This is a genomic window from Helicobacter sp. MIT 14-3879, from assembly GCF_003364125.1.
In genome coordinates, this window is record NZ_NXLP01000011.1 from 12718 (window position 1) to 28364 (window position 15647).

Genomic DNA, 15647 nt, shown 5'->3' on the forward strand with positions numbered 1-15647 from the left:
TTCTCCTTTTATTCTGTTGCTTGAAGAGCACTAATAGCTATTGTCCCTACTATATCATCTGCACTACAACCTCTACTTAAGTCATTAATAGGCTGTGCAAGCCCTTGTGTCATAGGTCCATAGGCATCTGCTTTTGCAAGCCTTTGCACTAATTTATAACCTATATTCCCTGAGTCAATATCTGGAAATACCAACACATTGGCATTTCCTGCAATCTTAGAATCTGGTGCTTTTGCTTTTCCTACACTAGGAACTATTGCTGCATCTAATTGCAATTCACCATCAATCAATAGATTAGGATTTAATTCTTTTGCTATGTTTAATGCCTTGCAAACTTTATCGATTTTAGCATGTTTTGCACTACCATAAGTAGAATGGCTTAATAAAGCTACTTGCGGAATTCCACCTGTTAGCTGTGTAAAAGTTTCTGCACTTGATATAGCAATTTGTGCTAATTCTTCTTCGCTTGGATCTTGAATTAATGCACAATCTGCAAAACCAAAGATTCCACCATTTTCGTGTTGGAATCCTAGATGAGTATCTTTTAGCACCATTAGCATAAATGTTGATACTACCTTAGCATTCTTTTTTGTTCCTACAATTTGAATTGCCGCACGAAGGACATTTGCTGTTGGACTTATAGAGCCAGCTACCATTCCATCGGCTTGATTATCTTTTACTAAAGCCGCACCAAAATAAAGAGGGTCATTTAGTAATAAATCTAGAGCTTTTTCTTTAGTCATACCTTTATGTGCCCTTAATTCTACTAGCATATCTACATACTTTTCGCATAGTTGGCTATTTTGTGGATTTATTATCTCTGCTTTGCTTATATCAAAGCCTCTAGATTGGCTATGTATTTTATCTTTATCTCCTAAAAGAATGATTTTAGCAAAACCTTCATTTAATACTTTACTAGCTGCTTCTATCACTCTTATATCATTTGTTTCTGGCAAGACTATCGTTTTTAGGTATTTTCTTGCCTTACTCTTTATATCATCTATGAATTCCATATTAACCACCTTTTTTGTAAAAATTTAAATTATCATACTTTAAAAAATATTAAATAAATCCAAAAATAAAATAAATTAATTTTTTATAAGCTTAAATGTATATTTTTTACAAAATACTATTTTATTTAATATTTTATTTTGATAGAATTTTATTTTTAAAAAGATTGCTTTGTTTTTTGCATAACTTTAATTTTTTGGACCGGTGGGTGAGTTGGCTTAAACCACATCCCTGCTAAGGATGCGTAGTCGTAAGATTACCGAGGGTTCGAATCCCTCCCTGTCCGCCATAGCTTTTTAATTTAAAATATTATTCAAATTCTTTACATAACTCTAAAATAATTCTAGATTTTAAAATATTTTTATCTATAATACTGCCTATATCATTACTTTCCCAATCTTTTAATTTAATCCACTCAAACTCTTTTACTTTGATTTTCCTAAAATCCTTTTGATATGGAAAATGTAGATTATTTAATTCAGAATATATTGCATTATTTGTGTGTGGTTTTGCAGTTTCAAAATATCCAATTTTATTATCAAGCCCATTCCAAGCCTCTTTAGCCTCTTTAAAATATAGATTAATATTTTTGCATAAAAAATGGTCTCCTTGTATGTTGGAATTTGTAGTTTTTTTATTAATTACAATATCATCTCCATCATAATAAACATTTAAAAAATGTAAAAATACTATATCCCATGCTTTTTTAGGGAGGTAAAAACTCTTATATAATTTATCAGCAAAATAAATATTATCTACATCAATTTTTATTAGCCACTCTCCTTTTGGAATTACACTTAATATATAGTTATAATAAGCATATAATTTATTTTCTTTATTTTTTGGGTTATAAATATCTACATTATATGGGTATTTTATGGGGATAAAGCTAGGGAAGGTTTTACAAAACTCAAGTATTATTTCTTCACTCCCATCTATGCAATCATTATAACCAATTACACCTCTTTGCAAAGCAGGTAGGATAGAGTAAAGTGAGGCTCTAAGCGTATGAGCTTCATTTTTTACTCTAATATATGCCCAAGGATTTAGCTGTGATTTTGGAGATTTAGCGTTTATATCAAGGTCAAAATATCCTTTATGAGATACTTTTGTATGTGCGGTTAATGCTAACTTTTTTAATAAGCTAATATCTAAAATAGGAGAAGCATATATTTTAGTAGAAGTTATAAGGTGGGGGGGGTAGAATTGCTTAGTGATATTATCTCTTTTAGTGGCATTGGATTTAATTTTTCTTTATAACTAGATAAAAAACTAAGAGGATTGATTTTGTTTATTTTATCTTTTATAGGGATATTAGAATCTATTTCATCTAATAATACTTTTTTATTTCCAAAACCAAAATAGGCATTAAGCTTTAATCTTAGCTTTTTTGTTGGAATAAACCAGCATAATATTTTTACAAAAAATCGCCTAATATAAAATTCAAACATTATTATTCTCCTTATGTATAGCCTTTATGTTTAAAGTAATACATATATTTAAATTAAATCTTGTTTTATAAGCTCTATAAAAATAGTGTTTATTAAAAGCAATTCTACTATATTGTGTTATTTTTGTTTCATTGTTATCTTTATTTCTTTAAATTAACAACTTTAAATATAACTAGATATTTTTAAAAATTAATATTTGATATAAAGATTCTATTGTTTTCTAAGAAATTTTCTTAAATGTTAATTATTAGCAGTAATATTAATTATTTTAATATAAAAGATTGTAAGAATTCTTTTTAGATTATCAACTATATAAATTTTAAATTTATATAGTTTTATTATATCTATGGTTTCTAGAATCTGCTTTAATTATCCATATAAAGGAGCTAAAAATTATTTTTATACATTGGATTTATTTGTATTTCTAAAAGCAAATTTTAATTATATTATCCTAGCCAAAATAAATCACTAAATTCATTAAAATTCATTTTTTCTAAAGCTTTTTGGTTGCTACAAATTTTTTCAATTAAAGTTACTTTTTTAGTGTCAAATTTTACTGCTAGATTAGATTTAAATTTTGATAAAAGTAAAGGAATGCCTTCATTTCTCCTTCTTTTATGCCCAACAGGGTATTCTATTTCAACTTTTTGTGTTTTTGAACCATTTTTAAAGAAAACCTGAACTGCATTTGCTATGCTCCTTTTATCACTTTCTAAATATTCTTTAGTATATCTATCATCAACCTCAACTAACATTTTTTCACGCAAAGTATCAATTCTTTTATCATTTGCTATATTATCTTCATAATCATCAGCAATAAGCCTTCCAAAAATCAAAGGCACAGCAACCATATATTGAATGCAGTGGTCTCTATCAGCTGGATTAGCTAGTTCTCCTGTTTTGTTAATAATTCTGTGCCCTGATTCTTGAGTAGTAATGATGATTTTTTCAATTTCATCAAGGCGGTCTTTAACTTCATTATGGAGTTTTAAAGCTGCCTCAACAGCAGTTTGTGCGTGAAATTCAGCTGGAAAAGAAATTTTAAATAAAATATTTTCCATTACATAAGTGCCAAATTCTTGAGGAATGCTAAGTTTTTGTCCTTTCATTTTTACATCTTCATATCCCCAAAAACTTGCACTTAAAGCTGAAGGATAACCCATTTCACCACTTTGTGCTTTTAGAGCTAAATCTACACCTCTGCTTGAGGCATCTCCTGCTGCCCAACTTTTTCTTGAACCTGTATTTGGAGCGTGACGATAAGCTCTTAAAGAACCTCCATCAATAAAAGCGTGCGATATAGCATTTCTAATCTCTTCAAAAGAACAATCTAAAAGTTTAGCTGTAACTGCAGCAGAAGCTATACGCACAAGCAAAACATGGTCCATCCCTACTTTATTAAAGCAATTTTCAAGTGCTAAAATACCTTGAATTTCGTGAGCTTTAATCATAGCTTTAAGTACACAAGCCACTTTCAAAGGTTCTTTATTTTCACTTATATTTTTACGACTGATATAATCAGCAATTGCCCAAATAGCCCCTAAATTATCACTCGGATGTCCCCATTCAGCTGCAAGCCAAGTGTCATTAAAATCAAGCCATCTAACCATAGCTCCTACATTAAAAGCAGCCCTTATAGGCTCAAGCTGATAAGAAGTTCCTGGAATTTTCGCCCCTAATGGTCTAAATTCAGCTCCCTCAACACTTGGTCCTAATAGTTTTGTGCAAGCAGGATATTTTAAAGCTAAAAGTCCACAACCTAGAGTATCCATTAAACAATATCTAGCTGTTTCTAAAGCAAGCTCACTTTTAACTTCATATTCATCAACATATTTTGCTATTTTAGTTAGTAACTCATCGAATTCTGGTCTTTTTGCTTCTAAAATTCCCATATTATTCATTATATCTCCTTATCTTTTATCAATTGTTATAAATTCTCTTGGCTCTGGTCCTGTATATTCACTGCTTGGACGAATAATTTTATTATTAGCTCTTTGTTCTTTTATATGTGCGCACCATCCACTTACTCTGCTCATAATAAAAATAGGTGTGAAATATTCTGTTTTAATACCCATAAAGTGATAAGCTGAAGCACTATAAAAGTCTGCATTTGGTGGTAGATTTGGCTTTTTCTCTTTCATTAAATTTTCAATTGCCTCACTTACTTTGAAAAGTAAAGTATCTCCACCTAAGTATTTGCTCCACTCTTTTATTAAAGCATTTCTAGGGTCCCCTCCTGCTCCATAAATTCTATGCCCAAAACCCATTAAAAGCTCTTTGTTTGCTAATTTTTCATTTACACCTTTAATAGCCTCTTCTACACTATTAAAACTTTCTATTAAATACATTGCTGCTTCATTTGCTCCACCATGTAAAGGTCCTCTTAAAGCACCAATAGCTGCAGTCACAGCAGAAAAAATATCACTTCTTGTAGAAGCACAAACACGAGCTGTGAAGGTTGAAGCATTAAATTCGTGTTCAGCATAAAGTATAAGAGAACAATGCATTGCTTTAATAAAATCTTCTTTTGGCTTTTTTCCTAAAAGTTTTTCTAAAAAATACCCACTTATGCTATCTTGGTTTGAATCAAAGTCAATTTCTTTACCAAAATTTGCATAATGATGCCAATAGCAAAGTATCGAAGGTAAAACTCCTAAAAGTTTTATTATTTTTTCATCTTGATTGCTAAAATCTTCTTTTTCTCCCTCTAAAGCACCAATAGCCGCCACAGCACTTTGCATAAGATTCATAGGATGAACATCTTTTGGAATTGCCCTTAAGATTGCTTTTAATTCATTACTTAAAACTCTTTGAGAGCGTATTTTTTCTTTATATTCTTCTAAATCTTTGGATTTGGGCAGTTTCCCAAATTGTAATAAATAAGCAACTTCTTCAAATTCAGCATTTTTTGCCAAATCCTCAATACTATAACCATAATAATTAAGTCCATTTCCAAGACCACAAGTACAAATTGCACTCTCTCCTGCAATTATTCCAGCTAAACCCCCCACTTTTTTCTTTGCTTCATTTAAGCTCATTTTTTCCTCCTTTAAAAAGCTCATCAAGTTTATTTTCATAAGTATAATAATCTAGCATTTCATAAAGCTCTTCACGTGTTTGCATAAGTTCTAAAACATCTTTTTGATGCCCATTTTTAAGTATGCTTTCATAAACTAAAGTAGCAGCTTTATTCATTGCCCTATTTGCAGAAAGTGGATAAAGCACCATAGAAACCCCTACTTCTTTTAGCTCTTTAATATTAAAATAAGGTGTTTTACCAAACTCTGTTATATTAGCTAGCACAGGCACTTTGATAGTTTTTGTAAATTCAGCATACTCTTCTAAAGTGTGAATGGCTTCAGCAAAAATCATTTCAGCACCAACTTCTACATAAGCTAAAGCTCTTTCAATAGCTCTTTGTTGTCCTTCTATGGCGTGAGCATCAGTTCTTGCCATTACTACAAAATCATTATCAATCTTTGCATCCATTGCAGCCTTTATTCTATCACACATTTCTTCAGTGCTAACAAGCTCTTTATTAGGTCGATGCCCACATCTTTTTTGTGATACTTGATCTTCTATATGTGTTGCAGCTGCACCTGCACGAATCAGCTCTTTAATAGTTCTTGCTATGTTAAAAGCACCTCCAAAGCCTGTATCTGCATCAACTAGTAAGGGAGTATCAACACGTGAAGTTATGCGTCTTACATCAATACATACATCTTCCAAGCCTATTATACCAAGGTCAGGTAAACCATAACTCACACTTGCAACGCCACTTCCTGAAAGATAAAGAGCCTTATGTCCTATTTTACTAGCCTGTAATGCACTATATGCATTAACAGCTCCTACAATAATAAGAGGAGAGTTTTCCTTCAAAGCCTCTCTAAATTTTTTTCCTTTATTCATTTATTCTCCTTAGTTTTTGCATTGCTATTTTTAAAGCATTAATAGATATTGTATAAATATTTTAAAAATTTTATGTAGTTTAGGATATTTATCATAATCCACAAGATTTCATAAAATTTTAGTAAAATCCTATTATTTCTTTGTATTTTCAATGCAACAATACATTATAAATAATTTAAAACAAAACAATATATTTTCTATGTAAAAATAGAATTTTAAATGTTACTAAAAGTTTTTAATTGTAAAATTAGGAAGTAAAATAAATCTTATTTAAGTTTTGTATGTAAAAATCAATTAATTAGTATATTTTTGCATATCTATTCTATCTGCCATTTTAATGCTTCTCCACCAAATAAAACAGTAATATATTCACTTTCTATAAATACCTCATTTATAGCACTAGAATCTTTTTTTATTAGTGTAACTTTTTTATTAGGTAAATTTTTTAAAGCATAATTTTTAAAGGCATTATCACTAATAAAGCTTTGTAGATTTTCTAATTTATTATGCTTTTCAAATATTTCACAAAGTTTAGATAATAATATTGGGGCACTAAAGATTCCAGCAGAGCCATTATTTAACTTAGATGATTTTAAATGAGGTGCAGAATCTGAACCAAAGCTAACTTTTTTATGTGCATTTAATGCTAGATTTAATAGAGCCTCTTTGTCTTTTGGAGTTTTTATTATGGGCTTACAGAAATAATGTGGATTTAAATTTCCCCCAAGTAAAGAGTTTAAGTCAAAACAAATATGATGAAGCGTTAATGTAGCAAATAGATTATCATATTTTTCTAATATATCAATACTTCGTCTATCACTTAAATGCTCCATTATAATTTTTAGTTTTGGAAAATATTTTGCAATTCTCTCAAAAACTACTCCAAATTCAAATTCTCTATCTATGCAGAATCCATTGCTTTCTCCATGAATTGATAGTATAAATCCTAAATTTTGTGCTATTTCAAAAATTTCTAATGTTTTAGAATCTAATATATTATCAACTCCATTTTCACTTCCTGTTGTAGAACCCTTTGGGTATAGTTTTAATATATTTATATTGTTTTGTTTTGCAAGAAGTAATTCATTTTTATCAAGTTTGTGCGTTAAATAAAGACTCATTATAGGGGTGAAAGATTTATTTTTATTTGCTTTTAAAATTTTATTTTTATACTCCAGTGCCATATTTGTATTTATTATAGGTTCCTTTAGATTTGGCATAGCAAGAGCAGCACAAAAGGCACTTGAAGTATAATTAATCACAGATTCTAAAATTTCACCCTCTCTTAGATGTATATGCATATCAAGAGGGTTGTTTATGGTTATACTATCCATTTTAATCCTTATAATAATTCTAATAATTTTTGTTTGTAATAATTAGCAGTATCCCTATCTTTTGCTTCAAATCTAGTAACTAGCACAGGTGTTGTATTGCTAGCCCTTATTAATCCCCATCCATCCTTAAAAACTACTCTAATCCCATCGATATTTATAATATCAATTATTTTTGGAAAATCTGTTGGGGGATTTTGTAATTTTTTTGCTAGATTTTCTATCATTTTAAACTTCATATCTTCACTAGATTGTATTTTTTCTTCTGCGGTAGAATACATTTGTGGTAAATTTTTAATAAAATCTTCTATTTCATTAATATTGTTATCTAAAAACAACTCTAGCACTCTAAATGATGAATATATAGCATCATCATAACCAAAATATCTATCATTAAAGAATATATGCCCACTCATTTCAGCTGCTAGATGAGCATTTGTTTCTTTAAGTTTTACTTTTAGGTTGCTATGACCTGTTTTATACATAATTGCTTGTCCTATCTTTTCAATTTCACTATACATTATTGATGAGCATTTAACCTCACCAATTACAACAGGCTTTATTCCACTTTTTAAAATATTTTTAGCAAATAAAATTGCTAATTCATCACCTTTAAAAGAATAATTTTCACTCACAAAGCCAAGCCTATCAGCATCACCATCAAAGGCAATTCCTAATTTAATATTAGATTCCTTCATTGCCTTTTTTAAATCTAGCAGATTTTTTTCTTCACTTGGGTCTGGGTGATGGTTAGGGAATGTTCCATCAGGTTCAAAATAAAGAGGAAGATAAGAAATGTTTAATCTTTCTAAGACTTCTTTTATAGCAACTCCTGCTACACCATTACCGCAATCTAGTGCAATTTTATATTTGAAATTTGTTAGTTTTGAGAAATGTTCTACTAAAAAGTCAATATACTCTCCTAATATGTTTATTTTATTTATTTTTGGATTTGTATTTTGAAAGCAAATGTTGCTAGATTCTATCATTTTGCCTATATTTTTAATTTGTTCTCCATAAAATGGCTCTTTTAGTATAGTGATTTTAAATCCATTGTATTCTGGGGGATTATGTGAGCCTGTAATCATAATGCTAGAATCTATACTAGTATTTTTACTATACAAGCTAAAATACGCAATAGGTGTTGGAATCATACCTAAGTCATAAATTTTTATATCAGTTGTTGCAATGCCGTTACTTAACCACTCAAATAATATTGGGCTATGGACTCTTGCATCATAGCCTATTGCTACGCTTTTGCCACCTTTATTTTTAATTTCATTTGCTAGGGCTTTGCCTATGCTAAAGACAATTTCTTTATTTAAATCTTTTTGATAAATCCCTCTAATATCATATTCTCTAAATATACTCATATTTTGCCTTTAATTTAATATTTATAATCACTAAATTTTAATTAGTATTTAGTATTTTTGGATAAAATTATATCTATTTTTATAATTTCATTTGTTTTCATTTGTTAAATATATTTTGGGAGTATTGATGGGGTTTAAAAAATATTTAGATAAATTAGTTTGTTATGAGGCAGGAAAGCCAATAGAGCTTGTAGTTAGAGATTATGGAATTTATGAAGATGATATAATTAAACTAGCAAGCAATGAGAATCCATTAGGCACTCCAAAAAGTGTTATAAAAGCTATTAAAAAAGAAGCTAAGAATGCCTTTAGATATCCAGATGATTCAGCATTTGAGCTAAAAGAAGCATTATCAAAAAAATATAGAATCTATCCTAGTAATATTATCATTGGTAGCGGAAGCGACCAAATAATTGATATTATTATTAAAGCAATTTGTAATAAAGACACTAAGATTTTAATGAGTTCTACTACTTTTGCAATGTATGAAATATATGCAAAACAAAATGAAGCAAATATTATTCGTACAAAAAGTGGAATCCACAACATGGATGAGTTTATAAATGAATATAATACTATTAAGCCATCATTGGTTTTTCTTTGCTTACCAAATAATCCTTTGGGTGATTGTTTAAGTAAAGATGAGGTTTATAAAATCTTAGATTCTGTTTCAAAAGATTGTATAGTAGCCCTTGATTGTGCTTATAATGAATTTGCTAAATATAAAGATAAATCAAAGGCAATTATTCCAAATGAGCTAATAGAAAAATATCAAAATGTAGTTTATTTAGGGACATTTTCTAAGCTATATGCACTTGGTGGAATGAGAGTTGGATATGGAATTGCAACTGATAGCATTATTAAAACACTCTCAAAACTTCGCCCTCCATTTAATATAACAAATATTTCGTTAAAAGCTGCACTAACAGCTATAAAAGATAAAAAATTTGTAGAAAAAACATTAAAAAATAATTTTAAAGAAATGGAAGTTTATGAAGAATTTGCTAAGGAAAATAATATTAAATTTATAGATTCTTATACAAATTTTATTACATTTATTTTTGATGATATGTTAGATTCTACTGCTCTTACAAATTATTTATTAAAAAATGGCGTAATAATTAGGGATTTAAAATCTTATAGATTAAATGCAATTAGAATAACTATTGGTACAAAAGAGCAAAATAAAAGGGTATTAAAACTTATCTCAAAGTATTTACACAAGGTAATTTAAGTAAAAAGGTAAAAATAATTGGATATTAATAAGTTATTTAGACAATTACTAGATTTATATAACAAGCTTAATAAAAGACAAAAGATTGCAGTAATAGGTGGTATAGTCGCTGTAATAGCATTTTTATCTTTTTTTATCGTATTTTCTATAAAAGAAAGAAGTGTAAATTCAAATTATGCAGTATTGTTTGAAGGGTTAAGTCCTAGTGATAATGCCCTTGTTGTTCAGCACTTAAAAACTAATAATATTGCATATAAGATTCCAAAAGAAGATACCATTTTAGTTCCAAAAGATGTTGTATATGAACAAAGAATTGAGCTTAGTAGTAATGGAATTCCAAAAAACAGCAAAGTTGGTTTTGAGATTTTTGATGAACAAACATTTGGAATTACAGAATTTGAACAAAAGGTAAAATTAACTCGTGCTATTGAGGGTGAACTTAGCAGGACTATTGAGAGTCTTAAGCCTATATCTAAAGCATCTGTTCATATAGCTTTACCAGAAGAGAGTGTATTTGTAAGTAAAGAAGTTTTACCAACAGCCTCTGCTGTTCTTGAGATTAGACCAAATATGTATCTTTCCCCAAATCAAATTGATGGCATTAAAAATTTAATATCTTCTTCAGTGGCTAAATTAACTAAAGAAAATGTCTCAATTATAGATCAAAACGGAGAGGCTCTAGGAAGTGATAGTGAATCTTTAGCTTCACGTGAGTTAATAAACCTTCAATTAAAATATAAAAATAACTATGAAAAGATATTAGAAGATAAAATTATAAATGTATTAACGCCTATCATTGGTGGGAAAGATAGGGTTGTAGCAAAGGTTAGTGCTGAATTTGACTTTTCTCAAACAAAAAGTATGCAAGAAACTTTTGACCCAAATAATGTTGTTAGAAGTGAGCAAAATCACGAGGAAAGAAAAGAAGGCGTTAGTGAGCCAGAGATTGGTGGAGTTCCGGGAGCAGTTAGTAATATAGGACCTGTGCAGGGGTTAGATTCTTTAACAAACAATCAAATTCATACAATAAACACAACTACCACAAACTATGAAGTTGGCAAAACCGTATCTGAAATTAAAGGTGCATTTGGCGTTTTAAAAAGGCTTAGTGCAGCTGTTGTTGTTGATGGGAGTTATGATTTAGTCAATAATAATGGTGTTGAAAAACTACAATACATTCCTATTGAAGAAGCCAAAATGACACAAATAGATAGCCTTGTAAAACAAGCCATTGGTTTCTCTCAAAATAGAGGTGATGAAGTAAGTGTGAGTAATTTTGAATTTAATGCAAAAAGTGGAACATTTAAACCACAGACAACTATGGAAAAAATTTCTACAATGCTTCAACCTTTAATACCATTCTTTAAATATATTCTTGTTGGAATTATTATATTTATATTCTATAAGAAAATTATTGTTCCATTTGCAGAGCGTATGATTGAAACAGCAGAATCTAAAGAAGAAGATGTAGAATCTTTACTTACAATTGATGATGATGAAGAATATTCAAATAGGGAAAATGAGCTAAGAAAAAGGATTGAAGACCAGCTTGGTTTAGGAAACTTTAATGAAGATAATTTAAAATATGATGTATTGCTTGAGAAAATCAAAACCCTAATATCAGAAAAACCACAAGAAATATCAGGCTTGTTTCAAATGCTAATACGAGATGAATTAGGGTTAGAAGAGGTAAAAAAGGGAGAGTAATATGGCTTTCAATCTAACACCAAAACAAAGAGCACAATACGAAGAGTTTTCTATGGCAGAAAAAATTGCTATCTTATTGATGCAATTAGGCGATGAAGCAACAGGAGAGGTTTTTCAATATTTAGATATAGAATCTATTACTGAAATATCAAAATATATTGCACAAATGAAAGGAACAGATAAGATTATAGGGGCGGCTGTTTTAGAAGAATTTTATGCGATATTTCAATCAAATCAATATATTAATGCTGGTGGATTTGAATATGCAAGAGAGCTTTTATATCGTGTGCTTGGTGAAGAAGAGGCTAAAAAAGTTCTTGATAAATTATCTAAATCAATGCAAGCTACTAAAAACTTTTCTTATTTATCAAAAATTCGCCCTCAACAACTTGCAGATTTTATAGTAAATGAGCATCCACAAACGATAGCACTTATTTTGGCACATATGGAGCCAAATGGTGCAGCTGAGACTTTGAGTTATTTTTCAGATAATGAGAGGGCAGAGGTTGCTATAAAAATGGCATCACTTGGAGATATTGCACCTCATATAGTAAAGAGGGTTTCTGCTGTATTAGAAAATAAATTAGAATCTCTTACAAGCTATAAAGTTGAGGTTGGTGGTCCAAGGGCTGTTGCAGAGATATTTAATAGATTAGGTCAAAAGGCAGCAAAAACTACAATAGCACATATTGAACAAGTAGATGAACAATTAGCTACAAAAATAAAAGAGATGATGTTTACATTTGAAGATATTATAAAATTGGATAGAGTAGCAATTACAGAGATATTAAAATCTGTTGATAAGAAAGATTTAACTATGGCTCTTAAATCTGCACCAGAAGAATTAAAACAAAAATTCTTAAGTAATATGAGCCAAAGAGCAGGAGAGCAGTTTATTGAAGAACTTCAATATTTAGGGGTTGTTAAGGTTAGAGATGTGGAAAATGCACAAAGAAAAGTTGTAGAAATAGTCCAAGCATTATCTGAACAGGGTGTTATACAAATAGGTGAAGAGGAAGATGTTGTTGAATAATGATAAAAGTGTTATTTCATCACAGGAATTAAGTAGGCATAGTATGAAAAAATATGAGTTTAAAACAATTAGCCAAAATGAATTAAGGCAACAAGATGAGCTAAAAAAAAGTAACGATTTTGAGGTAAAAGAACCAAGTAGAAGTCAAGTAGCAATGATTGAGAGTAGTTTAGAGAAAGAATTAATAGAAAAATTACTTATTAAAAGTGATGATTTAGCAGCATCTTTAAGTAATTTTCAAACACAATTTCAAACCCTTCAAACACAATCCATAGAAAGAGAAAAAGCAGCTAAAGAAGAGGGTATTAAAGAAGGGCAGATGATGGTTAATTTAGAGCTTAAAAATAGTATAGAAACTGAAAGAGAGAAAATAGCAAAATCAATAGAGAAGTTAGATAACGAAATAAAGAATGCAAAAGAGCAAATTATAAAGCTAGAATCTGAATTAAGCACCATAGCACTTGATATTGCAAGAGAAGTTATAATTAAAGAAATAAGTCAATATAGTGCTAAAATTGCTGCTTCTATTGCAAAAGAGCTGCTTCAATCAATGTCTGCCAATTTAAATGTGGTAATTAAAGTAAATCCAAGTGATTTTGAATTTTTAGATAACCTTATAAAAAATAAATCTAATATTTCAATTAAAAGTGATGATGCCATAGCAAAAGGCGGCGTTGTGATTGTTAGTGAGAATGGCAATATTGATGGCAATGTTATGTCTAGATATCAGCTTTTAAAACAAAGCGTTTTAGAAAATTTTAGGCAATAAGGGATTTTCGTGGTTGATATAAAATCTATGAATATTGATGAGTTAAATGACTTAGCCAATAAGATCAGAAGTAGAATAATTGATGTTTTAAGCAAGAATGGGGGGCATTTAAGTAGCAATTTAGGTAGTGTTGAGATTACAATAGCAATGCACTATATTTTCGACTGCACAAAAGATCCATTTATTTTTGATGTTAGTCATCAATGCTATACTCATAAACTTCTTACAGGTAGATGGGAATCTTTTAGCACACTAAGGCAAACTAATGGTATTAGTGGATTTGCAAACCCAAGAGAATCTAGTAGCGATTATTTTATTGCGGGTCATAGCTCTACATCATTATCTATTGGAGTTGGAGTAGCTAGAGCTATTAAATTAAATAATGAAGATAGGATTCCAATTATTTTAATTGGAGATGGAGCAATGAGTGCAGGGTTAATTTATGAAGCACTAGATGAAATAGGTTATATAAAATATCCTATGATTATTATATTAAATGATAATGAGATGAGCATAAGTAAGCCAATAGGTGCTATGAGTAAATATCTATCTACAGCAACAGCAGGAAAAGTGTATCAAAGTTTAAGAGAAAAGTTAAAAAAGTTCTTAAGCATTATGCCAGATAGTGCTACTTATATGGCAAAGAGATTTGAAGAGTCTTTAAAATTAATAACACCTGGAATCTTGTTTGAAGAATTAGGACTAAATTATATAGGACCTATAAATGGACATAATATTGCAGAATTAATTAGCATTTTTCAAAAAGCTAAAGACTTAAAAAAGCCTGTTTTAATCCATACACAGACTATAAAAGGTTATGGATATAAGATTGCTGAAGGAAGGTATGAAAAATGGCATAGTGTATCTCCATTTGATATAAATACAGGAAAGGCATTAGTTAATAAAAGTAATATTAATCCAACATCTGTTTTTGCAAATAAACTCCTTGAGTTAGCAAAAAAAGATGAAAAGATAGTAGGAGTTACTGCGGCTATGCCAAGCGGAACAGGGCTTGATTTATTGATTGATAACTTGCCAAATCGCTTTTTTGATGTAGCTATTGCTGAAGCTCACGCTACTACATCAATGGCAGCAATGGCAAAAGAGGGTTTTAAACCTTTTGTTGTTATTTATTCTACATTTTTACAAAGAGCATTTGATAGTATAATTCATGATGTCTCTATTATGAATCTTCCTGTAAAGTTTGCTATTGATAGAGCAGGGATTGTAGGCGAAGACGGTGAGACTCATCAAGGTATTTTTGATATTTCATATTTATCTCTTATTCCAAATATGGTAATTTTTGCTCCAAGGGATTATGATAGTTTAGAATTAGCAATTAGTTTTGCTGCTAAATACAACAAATCTCCTATTGCATTTAGGTATCCTAGAAGTTCATTTTTATTAGAAAATAATACTTTTAAAAATGAGCCATTTAAGTTTAAAAAAGGAGAGGTTTTACAACAAGGCAAAGAAATAGCATTACTAGCATTTGGAAATGGTGTTGGTAGGGCGTATTTGGTAAATAAGATTTTAGGTTTTAGTGCTACTTTGGTTGATTTACGTTTTGCTAAACCACTAGATTCTGATTTAATTATAGATATTGCTAAAACTCATAAAAGAATATATATTTTTAGTGATGGAGTTAAATTTGGGGGTTTGGGTGAGAGAATCTCAATGTTATTAAATTACAATAATGTATCGGTAAAAATAAAGAGCTTTGAATTTGATGATAGTTTTATTCCACACGGAAAGATAAGTGATATTGAAGATATATTATGTATTTCTCCTATAAAAATTGCTAAGTTTATTAAGAAAGATTGCTAAAA

The 15647-nt window shown here is 29.7% G+C and carries 13 protein-coding genes and 1 tRNA gene; 6 read left to right on the forward strand and 8 right to left on the reverse strand.

The window, feature by feature from the left end; all coding sequences use genetic code 11:
• Positions 1 to 8: 8 nt before the first annotated feature.
• Positions 9 to 1013, reverse strand: coding sequence for a phosphate acetyltransferase (pta, locus tag CQA44_RS07125; protein WP_115546590.1), 1005 nt, complete (start codon positions 1011 to 1013; stop codon positions 9 to 11).
• Between the two features lie 196 nt (positions 1014 to 1209).
• On the opposite strand from pta, the gene CQA44_RS07130 reads away from it, so the two are divergent.
• Positions 1210 to 1300 (forward strand) — tRNA-Ser (locus CQA44_RS07130).
• Between the two features lie 20 nt (positions 1301 to 1320).
• Here the strand turns inward: CQA44_RS07130 and CQA44_RS07135 are convergent.
• The 7 genes from CQA44_RS07135 to CQA44_RS07165 form a co-directional block, all read right to left on the reverse strand.
• Positions 1321 to 2259 carry a beta-1,4-N-acetylgalactosaminyltransferase gene (locus CQA44_RS07135; protein ID WP_309544884.1) on the reverse strand — a complete coding sequence of 313 codons (939 nt, stop codon included), beginning with the start codon at positions 2257 to 2259 and terminating at the stop codon, positions 1321 to 1323.
• Positions 2196 to 2462 carry a hypothetical protein gene (locus CQA44_RS07140; RefSeq protein WP_115546592.1) on the reverse strand — a complete coding sequence of 89 codons (267 nt, stop codon included), beginning with the start codon at positions 2460 to 2462 and terminating at the stop codon, positions 2196 to 2198. The genes CQA44_RS07135 and CQA44_RS07140 overlap by 64 nt, the downstream gene beginning before the upstream one ends.
• Before the next feature lie 446 nt (positions 2463 to 2908).
• Positions 2909 to 4363, reverse strand: coding sequence for a 2-methylcitrate dehydratase (prpD, locus tag CQA44_RS07145; RefSeq protein WP_115546593.1), 1455 nt, complete (start codon positions 4361 to 4363; stop codon positions 2909 to 2911).
• Between the two features lie 9 nt (positions 4364 to 4372).
• Positions 4373 to 5500 (reverse strand): citrate/2-methylcitrate synthase, encoded by a 1128-nt coding sequence (locus CQA44_RS07150; RefSeq protein WP_115546594.1) that lies wholly within the window; start codon positions 5498 to 5500, stop codon positions 4373 to 4375.
• Complete coding sequence (prpB, locus tag CQA44_RS07155; protein WP_115546595.1) at positions 5487 to 6371, reverse strand: methylisocitrate lyase; 885 nt, start codon at positions 6369 to 6371, stop codon at positions 5487 to 5489. The genes CQA44_RS07150 and prpB overlap by 14 nt, the downstream gene beginning before the upstream one ends.
• Positions 6372 to 6688: 317 nt before the next feature.
• The gene (gene pyrC / locus CQA44_RS07160; RefSeq protein ID WP_115546596.1) at positions 6689 to 7705 is read right to left on the reverse strand and encodes a dihydroorotase; all 1017 of its coding nucleotides are present in this window, start codon (positions 7703 to 7705) and stop codon (positions 6689 to 6691) included.
• Positions 7706 to 7713: 8 nt separating this feature from the next.
• Positions 7714 to 9075, reverse strand: coding sequence for a phosphomannomutase/phosphoglucomutase (locus tag CQA44_RS07165; RefSeq protein WP_115546597.1), 1362 nt, complete (start codon positions 9073 to 9075; stop codon positions 7714 to 7716).
• Between the two features lie 127 nt (positions 9076 to 9202).
• Between CQA44_RS07165 and hisC the strand changes: the two genes are divergently transcribed.
• From hisC to dxs, 5 genes are read left to right on the forward strand one after another with little or no spacing between them, the layout of a single operon-like run.
• The gene (hisC, locus tag CQA44_RS07170) at positions 9203 to 10309 is read left to right on the forward strand and encodes a histidinol-phosphate transaminase (RefSeq protein ID WP_115546598.1); all 1107 of its coding nucleotides are present in this window, start codon (positions 9203 to 9205) and stop codon (positions 10307 to 10309) included.
• An 18-nt stretch (positions 10310 to 10327) separates the two neighbouring features.
• Positions 10328 to 12016, forward strand: a complete 1689-nt coding sequence (fliF, locus tag CQA44_RS07175) for a flagellar basal-body MS-ring/collar protein FliF (RefSeq protein ID WP_115546599.1) — start codon at positions 10328 to 10330, stop codon at positions 12014 to 12016.
• Position 12017: 1 nt separating this feature from the next.
• Positions 12018 to 13049, forward strand: a complete 1032-nt coding sequence (gene fliG, locus CQA44_RS07180; RefSeq protein ID WP_115546600.1) for a flagellar motor switch protein FliG — start codon at positions 12018 to 12020, stop codon at positions 13047 to 13049.
• Complete coding sequence (gene fliH / locus CQA44_RS07185) at positions 13042 to 13818, forward strand: flagellar assembly protein FliH (protein WP_181881816.1); 777 nt, start codon at positions 13042 to 13044, stop codon at positions 13816 to 13818. Before fliG ends, fliH begins: the two co-directional genes overlap by 8 nt.
• Before the next feature lie 27 nt (positions 13819 to 13845).
• The gene (gene dxs, locus CQA44_RS07190) at positions 13846 to 15645 is read left to right on the forward strand and encodes a 1-deoxy-D-xylulose-5-phosphate synthase (protein ID WP_115546622.1); all 1800 of its coding nucleotides are present in this window, start codon (positions 13846 to 13848) and stop codon (positions 15643 to 15645) included.
• Positions 15646 to 15647: the final 2 nt, after the last annotated feature.

Excerpts from the sequence above, each read along its gene's own strand:
- pta (WP_115546590.1), bottom strand. The coding sequence starts at position 1,013 with ATGGAATTCATAGATGATATAAAGAGTAAGGCAAGAAAATACCTAAAA.
- CQA44_RS07140 (WP_115546592.1), bottom strand. The coding sequence starts at position 2,462 with ATGTTTGAATTTTATATTAGGCGATTTTTTGTAAAAATATTATGCTGG.
- prpD (WP_115546593.1), bottom strand. The coding sequence starts at position 4,363 with ATGAATAATATGGGAATTTTAGAAGCAAAAAGACCAGAATTCGATGAG.
- CQA44_RS07150 (WP_115546594.1), bottom strand. The coding sequence starts at position 5,500 with ATGAGCTTAAATGAAGCAAAGAAAAAAGTGGGGGGTTTAGCTGGAATA.
- prpB (WP_115546595.1), bottom strand. The coding sequence starts at position 6,371 with ATGAATAAAGGAAAAAAATTTAGAGAGGCTTTGAAGGAAAACTCTCCT.
- pyrC (WP_115546596.1), bottom strand. The coding sequence starts at position 7,705 with ATGGATAGTATAACCATAAACAACCCTCTTGATATGCATATACATCTA.
- CQA44_RS07165 (WP_115546597.1), bottom strand. The coding sequence starts at position 9,075 with ATGAGTATATTTAGAGAATATGATATTAGAGGGATTTATCAAAAAGAT.
- hisC (WP_115546598.1), top strand. The coding sequence starts at position 9,203 with ATGGGGTTTAAAAAATATTTAGATAAATTAGTTTGTTATGAGGCAGGA.
- fliG (WP_115546600.1), top strand. The coding sequence starts at position 12,018 with ATGGCTTTCAATCTAACACCAAAACAAAGAGCACAATACGAAGAGTTT.
- dxs (WP_115546622.1), top strand. The coding sequence starts at position 13,846 with ATGAATATTGATGAGTTAAATGACTTAGCCAATAAGATCAGAAGTAGA.